The sequence below is a fragment of the Streptomyces durocortorensis genome, from assembly GCF_016901035.1.
In the GTDB taxonomy this organism is placed as follows: domain Bacteria; phylum Actinomycetota; class Actinomycetes; order Streptomycetales; family Streptomycetaceae; genus Streptomyces; species Streptomyces durocortorensis.
The window spans coordinates 1-7,993 of record NZ_JAFEUF010000277.1 but is presented as its reverse complement, the minus strand read 5'-3'; the positions used below and the strand labels follow the sequence as shown (position 1 = coordinate 7,993).

10 protein-coding genes are annotated in these 7,993 nt (G+C 73.7%); 4 read left to right on the top strand and 6 right to left on the bottom strand.

The annotated features are described in order from the left end of the window. The 4 genes from JS521_RS31155 to JS521_RS31140 all read right to left on the bottom strand — a co-directional run. The coding region (locus tag JS521_RS31155) for a TIGR04222 domain-containing membrane protein (protein ID WP_205086272.1) at window positions 1-1,001 on the bottom strand (1,001 nt) is incomplete at its 3' end. Between the two features lie 5 nt (window positions 1,002-1,006). Next, window positions 1,007-2,302, bottom strand: a complete 1,296-nt coding sequence (locus tag JS521_RS31150; RefSeq protein WP_205086275.1) for an MbnB/TglH/ChrH family RiPP precursor modification enzyme — start codon at window positions 2,300-2,302, stop codon at window positions 1,007-1,009. A 122-nt stretch (window positions 2,303-2,424) separates the two neighbouring features. Then, complete coding sequence (locus JS521_RS31145) at window positions 2,425-3,171, bottom strand: DUF4142 domain-containing protein (protein ID WP_205086274.1); 747 nt, start codon at window positions 3,169-3,171, stop codon at window positions 2,425-2,427. 140 nt (window positions 3,172-3,311) lie between these two features. Then, window positions 3,312-4,034: a peptidyl-tRNA hydrolase gene (locus JS521_RS31140; RefSeq protein ID WP_205086271.1), complete on the bottom strand. Its 723-nt coding sequence runs from the start codon at window positions 4,032-4,034 to the stop codon at window positions 3,312-3,314. Window positions 4,035-4,105: 71 nt separating this feature from the next. Here JS521_RS31140 and JS521_RS31135 point away from each other — a divergent pair, with 71 nt between their 5' ends. Genes JS521_RS31135 through JS521_RS31125 form a run of 4 tightly spaced genes read left to right on the top strand, consistent with a single transcriptional unit; the run spans window position 4,106 to window position 6,604 of the window. Then, window positions 4,106-4,780, top strand: a complete 675-nt coding sequence (locus tag JS521_RS31135) for an AIM24 family protein (protein ID WP_205086270.1) — start codon at window positions 4,106-4,108, stop codon at window positions 4,778-4,780. 2 nt (window positions 4,781-4,782) lie between these two features. Beyond that, the gene (locus JS521_RS37020; RefSeq protein ID WP_239488101.1) at window positions 4,783-5,733 is read left to right on the top strand and encodes an ABC transporter ATP-binding protein; all 951 of its coding nucleotides are present in this window, start codon (window positions 4,783-4,785) and stop codon (window positions 5,731-5,733) included. Continuing rightward, complete coding sequence (locus JS521_RS37015) at window positions 5,730-6,398, top strand: ABC transporter (protein ID WP_239488099.1); 669 nt, start codon at window positions 5,730-5,732, stop codon at window positions 6,396-6,398. Before JS521_RS37020 ends, JS521_RS37015 begins: the two co-directional genes overlap by 4 nt. 8 nt (window positions 6,399-6,406) lie before the next feature. Then, the gene (locus JS521_RS31125; protein ID WP_205086269.1) at window positions 6,407-6,604 is read left to right on the top strand and encodes a hypothetical protein; all 198 of its coding nucleotides are present in this window, start codon (window positions 6,407-6,409) and stop codon (window positions 6,602-6,604) included. Here JS521_RS31125 and JS521_RS31120 read toward each other — a convergent pair. Together JS521_RS31120 and JS521_RS31115 are read right to left on the bottom strand one after the other, a co-directional pair. Next, a complete protein-coding gene (locus JS521_RS31120; protein WP_205086268.1) occupies window positions 6,601-7,185 on the bottom strand; it encodes a DinB family protein in 585 nt (194 codons plus the stop codon). The genes JS521_RS31125 and JS521_RS31120 overlap by 4 nt on opposite strands. Window positions 7,186-7,239: 54 nt before the next feature. Beyond that, window positions 7,240-7,993: polysaccharide deacetylase family protein (locus JS521_RS31115; protein ID WP_239488098.1), on the bottom strand; the 754-nt coding region annotated here is incomplete at its 5' end.

Here is a 7,993-nt window from a genome sequence, read left to right as displayed (position 1 = left end):
CCCCCGCCTCCGCAACTGGAGCCGCCGGAACTGCCGCAGCTCGACCCGCCGCCGCCTCCGCACCCGGACCCCGAGGAACACCCGGAGCCGCCCCCGCAACTCGACCCGGAGCCGCCCCCGGTCGACCCGCCGCAACTGGAGCCGCCCGGACCGGACGCGGCGCACCAGACCGTCGCCACGCCGACGGCGGTGACACCCGTCGCCGTGGATCCGCCGACCCGCGCGGAGGACCGCCGACGCGGCGCGCTCAGCCGTGCCGCGGCCGTCAACTGGGCCTGGAACACCGGGTCCGGCAGGGCGCGCAGGCCCAGGGTGGCGACGAGATGGGCGGGGGTCACCACGTAGGCGTAGGCGGCCCGGAACGACTGGGCGGCGTGGCGCCCCGACGCCGTGAGGCGGCTCGCGGAGGAGTTGGCGACGATCAGCCCGGTGAAGGAGCCGATCACGATCGCGGGCAGCATCTTCATGATGAACGGGACCGAGAAGTCCAGGGAGTCGTCCGTGGCGAACTGGACGAACGTGAGCAGCAGGCTCAGCGGCAGCGCGATCATGCACGCGATGCCCTGGGTCAGCCCCCACCGCCGCAGTGGGCGGAGCCGGTGGGGCGGCACCAGCAGCCCGCGCGCCGCGAGCCCGTCGCCGACCTCCTGGACCGCCGGATGCCGCATCACGGCTTCCCGCAGGCTGTGCAGGGCGCCGTTCGGGGCGGCGGCCAGCTCCTGGAACACCGCGCGTTCCACCGGGTCGTTCGCCTGTGCCCGCTGCACGGCGACGATGCCGGGCCCGCCGACGACCAGCCGGCCGTCCGCGTGCAGGGCGGTCAGGGCGGTGTCCACGACCCTGGCCGGTCCGCCGTTCAGGAACGCGACCTCGTGCAGGTCGTGAAGTTCGGGGCGGGGGCCCGGGGGGGGGCGCCGGGACCGTTCGGCCACCGCCTTGACGACGAGCAGCACGGACGAGACGACGACCCCAAGGGTCGCCAGCAGAGCGATCGTGTTCATGGCGGTCACTTCCCCACGAGGACGGCACGGGCCGCCCGGACCAGACGGGTGGTACGGCGCGGGGGCCGGGCGCCCGAACGGTCCTGCCACCAGTACGTCAGCCGGCGTCGCGCCGCCGGATCGGCGGGCCCGCCCGTGATGAGCACGTGCTCCGCGAAACCCAGGGCGTCGCGGCGGTAGCCGCCGGACATCGGGCGGCTCCCGGCGTACGCGAGGAACGCGGCGCGGTAGCCGTCGCCGAGGATCTCCGGCAGTTCGGGGGCCACCTTGGCGACGACGTCGGCGCGCTTGGCGGCCAGCGCCCGGCTCTGCACCCGCAGCCGCCGGTGGTCGAAGCCCTCGGGGGCGGGCGTTCCGGCCACGAGAGCGGAGAGCAGGGCGGTCTGTGCGACGGCGGTACGGTCACGGGCTCCGGCGGGGACGGGGGTGGGCGCGGCCTTCCGCTGCGCTGCCCGGTCCGGCCCCGGGTCCGCCGAGGGCGCCGCCTTCCGCAGCGTCGCCCGGATCGCGTCCAGTTCGCCCGCCAGTTCCCCGGCCGGCGGGAAGGCGTCGTCCCGCTCCAGCAGCACGCCCGGCGGGTCGACCCGGGAGCGCAGTTCGGCCAGCACCTCCAGGACGGGGGCGGACACCGGGTGGGCGTGCGTGTCGTGCCAGACGCCGTTCTTCTCGACCCCGCCCGCCACATGGACGTACGCGATGGCCTCCACCGGCAGCTCGTCCAGCGCCTTCGCCGGGTCCTGTCCGAGGTTGACGTGGTTGGTGTGCAGGTTGGCCACGTCGATCAGCAACCGTACGCCGGTCCGCTCGACCAGCTCGGCGAGGAACTGCCCCTCGGTCAGCTCCTCGTCCGGCCAGGTGATCAGCGCGGCGATGTTCTCCAGGGCGAGCGGCACCGGCAGCGAGTCCTGGGCGATCCGCACGTTCTCGCACAGCACGTCCAGCGCGTCCCAGGTGCGGGGCACCGGCAGCAGATGCCCGGCCTCCAGCCTCGGCGACGTGGCCAGCGGCCCCCCGGCCCGTACGAACGCGATGTGCTCGGTCACCAGCGGCGTCCCCAGCAGTTCGGCGCGCGCCGCGAGACCGGCGAGCCGGTCGGGGTCGGGCCGGTCCGCGCCGCCCAGGCCGAGCGCCACCCCGTGCGGCACGACGGTCACCCCGCGCTCCCGCAGCCTTACCAGCGAGTCCGGGAGATGGTCGGCGCAGAGGTTCTCCGCGACCGCCTCGACCCAGTCGATCCCGGTCAGCGCCTCCACCTCGTCCGCGATCTCCGGCCGCCAGCCGATACCGATGCCCAGTTCCATGACGTCCCCCGTCCCCCTGCTCACCTCGTTCTGTTCAGGGGTCATGGCCCCGTCGCACGGCGATGAACCCGACCAGGGGGACGTTCAGAGCTTCTTCTGAGGTTCCGGTAGCGCCGCCGTCGTTATGGCATCGGCATCATCGTGGGCGGTACCGGGCGCGAGGTGAAGGACTGGTCGCCGGTCGGAGTCGCCGGCACCGGGGCCAGCGGGGCCTGCCCGTCCCGGGGCATCGAAGGGCCCGAAGGACTGGCCGTCGACCCGCTCGCCGCCTCGCGCGCCAGGGCGTCGAAGTCGACGAACCCGGTGGCCTCCAGCATGGTGATGTGGTCCAGCACGGTCTGGTTGGCGTCGCTCGCCAGCTGCCGGATCAGCGTGTTCCGGGTGGTGTGGCGGACCTGGCCGATCAGGCCGAAGACCTTGCCGTGGGCGGCCCGCAGGATATTGGCGAACTTCCGCTCGTACGTGTCCCCGCTCGCCGCCGTCAGCTCCCGCAGCCACTCCTGCTGCTGGGCGGTCGGCTGGTTCGGCAGCTCCACCCCGAGCTTCGCCGCCACGTCCCGGGCCCGCCGGTCCAGGTCCGTGTGGCCGACGACGAGGTGGTCCCCGGCGGCCTTCGTCGCCTCGCTGGGCGCCCGCTCGATCGCCTGCTGCCCGGCGGGCAGCTCCCACAGCCCGGCCAGCCGCACCTTGACCAGGAAGTCCCGGTCGGTCGCGGAGAGCGGCCCCCACTGGGTGGCGACGCTGGAGGCGTTGAGGTTCGCCTCGCCGGTGCCCGAACGGTCCGCGTAGGACCAGACGGGGAACGCGAGCGCGCCGAGGGTGGCGACCAGGGCCGCGATGATGAGGGCCGTGCCGTTGATGCGTCGCAACAAGGTGTCTCCCGGGCCTAAGCGTGACAGCGTCGATCGAACAGGCGTCAATCAACCGCCAATCGGCTGGCTGTGCAGGCTACTTGGCGGTAATGCCGACAGGGCAGTACCGGGAGATACGTAAGAGGAACCAGGAATGTTCAGCGGCGCAGCGCCGGATGGTCGGCGACGACCGTGCAGGACCCCGGGGCGACCTCGGTGAACCCCGCGTCGCGCACCACCGGCAGCCCGCTCACCGTCAGCTCCCGCCAGCGCTCCGCCCCGGGGGTGGCCACGGAGAGCGGGAACCCGGCCTCGCGCCAGGCCTTGCGCTCGGTGTCGGACAGCTCCCACCAGGCGAGCTGCGCGCCGTGCCCGGCCTGGGCCATCGTCTTGCCCGCCGACATGTCGACATCGGGGTTCAGCCACAGCACCGGGCCCGAGAGGTTGGGCGCGGCGGGCGGCTCCGGGTCCTCCAGGTCGGTGCCCGACACCTGGAGCTTGGCCAGCTCCTTGGGCCAGCCGTCCAGCGGGATCGGCGGGAACACCCGTACCTCGGCGCCGTCCTCGCCCGTCACCGTGATGCCCTCCAGCGCCGCGGCCTTGCGCCACTCCGCGCCGCGCGCCCGGCGCACGACCTTGCGGATCCGGGCGTCCTGCCAGTCCCGCATCGCCGCCGCCCACTCGCCGTCCCCGAGGGACCGCTCGTCGGAGAGGATCGTCAGCACCGCGCGGGCGGCGGCCCGCAGCGCGTCGGTGCGGGCGGGCGGGTCCGTCTTCTCCAGGTGGAGCACCAGCGGCAGCACGAACTGCGGCGCCTGGTCGCGGTCGGTCGGACCGTTGTGGAACGGGCTCTCGGAGACAGGGGTGTCGTTGCTGGTCACCGTCCCAGTCTGCCAGGCGGGACGGTTCACCTGCTTGGCGGAACGAACGGGTCCGGGTGAGGATGCTCCGCATGAAGAGCGATCTCTTTTCCAGCGAGCACATGGCCCAGCCGGCCACTGCCCCCGGCATGACCCTGCAGAACGCGAAGTCGATCAAGTACGCCGTCAACGGGGAGATGCACGCCCGGCAGGGCGCGATGATCGCCTTCCGCGGCAACCTCCAGTTCGAGCGCAAGGGCCAGGGCATCGGTGGCATGCTCAAGCGGGCCGTCACCGGCGAGGGCCTCGCGCTGATGGCGGTCCGGGGCCAGGGCGAGGCGTGGTTCGCGCACGAGGCGGCGAACTGTTTCATCGTGGAGCTGGACCAGGGCGACTCGATCACCATCAACGGCCGCAACGTCCTGTGCTTCGACCCCACGCTCTCCTACGAGATCAAGACCGTGAAGGGCGCCGGCATGGTCGGCGGCGGCCTCTTCAACAGCGTCTTCACGGGTTACGGCAAGCTCGGCCTGATCTGCGAGGGCACCCCGATCGTGATCCCCGTGACGGCCGCCCAGCCTGTGTACGTGGACACGGACGCGGTCGTCGGCTGGAGCCAGCAGCTCACGACCAGCCTCAACCGCTCCCAGAGCGTCGGCTCGATGGTGCGCGGCGGCTCCGGCGAGGCCGTCCAGCTGATGCTCCAGGGCGAGGGCTTCGTCATCGTACGGCCGAGCGAGGCCAGGCCCGAGAAGACCGCCAATTGAGCTTGGAACTCCGGGGGGTGGGCCACCGGTACGGCCTCGGCGGGCGCTGGGTGCTGCGCGGGGTCGACCTCGCCCTGCCCGCCCGGGCCCTGGTCCGGGTGGAGGGCGGCAACGGAGCCGGGAAGTCGACCCTGCTGCGGCTGCTCGCCGGGATCGACGCCCCGGCCGAGGGGCAAATCACCGGCCGCCCGGCCCGTAGGGGCTACGTCCCCGAGCGCTTCCCGGCCGCGCTGCCGCTGACGGCCACCGGCTACCTAGTCCACCTCGGCCGGATCCACGGACTGCGGACCGCCGAGGCGAAGCGGAGGGCGGGGGAGTGGCTGATCCGGTTCGGGGCGGCGGAGCACGCCCGTACGCCGCTCGCCGAACTCTCCAAGGGCACGAGCCAGAAGGTCGCCGTCGCCCAGGCGTTGCTCGCCGCCCCGGATCTGCTGGTCCTGGACGAGGCGTGGACCGGGCTCGACACCGCCGCCCGTGCCGAACTCGACCGCGCCGTGGCCGAACGCGTCGCGGCCGGGGCCACCGTCGTCTTCGTCGACCACGACCCGCGACGCCTCGCCGGGGCGGCCGGCCTCACTCTGCGGACCGGGGGCGGCGGGGTGCGCACGGTGACCGCTTCGGCGGCGACCGGACCCACCAGCGGCCCCCAGGTCCTGATCGAGGTCGTGGGCCCGCCCGGCGCGGTGCTGCCGGCGGATCTGCCGGGCGACCCGATCCGGGAGCGGCAGGCCGAGGAGTACACCGGCGCGGGCCCTCACCCGGGCTCCGGCTCCGGCCCCGTACGCCTCACCGTTCCCGCGCCGTACTCCGACGCGCTCCTGGGAGCCCTGCTGACGGCCCGCCCGCCCTGGCACATCCGGCAGGTCGTCCCGGAGGAGGCACCCGCGCAGGCCGCCGCACCCGCACCGGGCACGTCACCCGAGGCGGCAGTCGAGGTGTCGGAAGCACCATGACCGCCCTCATCCGCTACCAGGCCGCCCTGCTCGCCCGCTCCCAGCGCTGGCTGGCGCCCCTCCTGCTGTACGCGGCCGTCCTCGCGGTCGGCGTACAGGGCGGGCAGCCCGTGCTGGGCTCGCTCGGCGTCGCGGCCGCCGCCCTGCTGCCCGTCACCGCATGGGCCGTTCACCTCTGCGTCGGCCAGGAGCCGCCCGCCGCCCGGACAGTCGCCTCGGCCGCCGTGGGGCCCCGGCGGGTCCACCTGGCCGCGCTGCTCACCGCGACGTGCTGCGCTGCGGTCCTCGCCGTGGTGACGACCGCTGTCGTGCTGCTCGTCAGCAGCCCGGTCACCGATGACGGCGCCCGCGCGGTCTCCCGGCCGTCCGCCGCGCTCGCCGGACTGCTCGCCGCCCTGTGCTGCGTGCTGCTGGGCGCGGCCGTGGGGGCGCTCAGCAGCCGCCCGGTGCTGGTCCGCCGGGGCTGGTCCGTCGCGGCGGCCGTGCTCGGGTCGCTCCTCGCGCTCGTGACCACCGGATCCCCGGCGCGGTACGCGGTCACCGACCTGGTCACGGGATCGCGGACCGGGACGTTCCAGCCACCCGTCCTGCCGTCGCTCGGGGCGGCGGTGCTCGCCGGGGCGGTGGCGTTCCTCGTCTGCCGGATCGCCGCCCGCCGCGGGTGAGTAGGCTCGTGGACGTGGACGACACGTACTGCGAGACCCCGGGGCCGATCGCGCCGACCCCTCCCGCCGGAGCCGCCGAGGGCCCTCCGTACGCCGAGTGCGTGCTGTGCCGCGAGCCGACCGAGTACCCGGAGTCGACGAAGGGCGCCACGCTCTGCCCGGTCTGCGCCTGGCAGGAGGCGGGCCGTACGGCCTGCTCCGGCTAGGCCTTGATCGGTGCGGCCGATCGGGCGGCCTGCTCGATCCTGGCGCGGTGGGCCGCGCGGGCTTCCTCGTCGACCGGCTGCTCGTGCTCGGCGCGCAGCCCGGTCCGGCCGTCGAGCCCCTCGCGCAGGATGTCGGCCTGCCCGGTGTGCCGGATGGACTCGCCGAGGACATGGACCATGACGGCGAACAGGTTCGTGTTGAGGTGAGGCTCCGGCCACCACGGCACCTGGCCGGGGGCGTCGAGGGGAAGAGCGTCGATCGTGGCGTCCGCGTGCTCCCACGTGCGTCGGTAGAACCCGATGATCTGGTCGCGGGTCTCGTCCTCGGCCGCCCACTGATCGCTGCCGTCGGAGTCCTGCCACCGGCACAGCGGTTCCGGGGAAGGGCGGTCGAAGACCTCGCCGAAGTACCGGGCCTCGACGGTCGCCACGTGTTTGACCAGGCCGAGGAGGTTGGTCCCGGTCGCCGTCAACGGCCGGCGGGTGTCGTACTCGGACAGGCCGTCGAGTTTCCAGAGCAGCGCCTCGCGGTCCCGCCGCAGTCTCCCGTGCAGGTTGTCCTTCGCGAATTCATCGATCATGGGGGAGGAACCTACCGTGGGCTGTGGCCACGAAGCACCGGGACCGGCCTCCTGTCACGGGCGGTCGTCCATCAACTCCGACACCTTCACGAACCGGTAGCCGCGCTCGCGCAGTTCCGGCACGATCCGGCGTACCGCCGCCTCGGTGGCCGGGGCCGCGCTGCGCGTGCAGTGCATCACCACCAGCGAACCCGGCCGCACCCCGTCCAGCACCTGTTCGGCCACCGCGTCCGCGTCCGTGGCGAAGGCGTCGCCGCTGACCACGTCCCACTGCACCGCCGTCACGTTGGCCGGGGCCAGTGCGCTCAGTGCCTTGTCGTCGTAGCAGCCGCCGGGGAAGCGGAAGTACGGCACCACGTTCCGCACCCCCGCCTTCCGGAACGCCGTGAAGGCGCGTTCGACGTCGCGGGCCATCGCGGTCTTCCCGACTACCGGCAGGCCGTAACAGGGGGAGCTGAACGCGTGGTGACTGTAGGAGTGGTTGGCGACCTCGAAAAGGGGGTCCGCGCCGATGGCCTTCGCCTGCGCCGGGTACTCCTCGGCCCAGCGCCCGGTCATGAAGACGGTGGAGGGCACCTTCAGCCGGCGTAGCGCCGCGACCAGATCCGGGTTGTCGAACCGCTCGCCGGAGGCCGCCCGAGGGCCCTGATCGGCCGTCATGTCGGCGTCGAACGTGAGCGCCACGACCTTCTCCACCGAGCCGCCGCCCGTTGTTCTCCGCTCGAAGACCGGGGTGCGGCCCGCCGGGCCGGGGGCCATCGTGGGCGGCTTCTCCGGAGCGGCGGGGGCCGGAGCCGCCCTTGAAGAT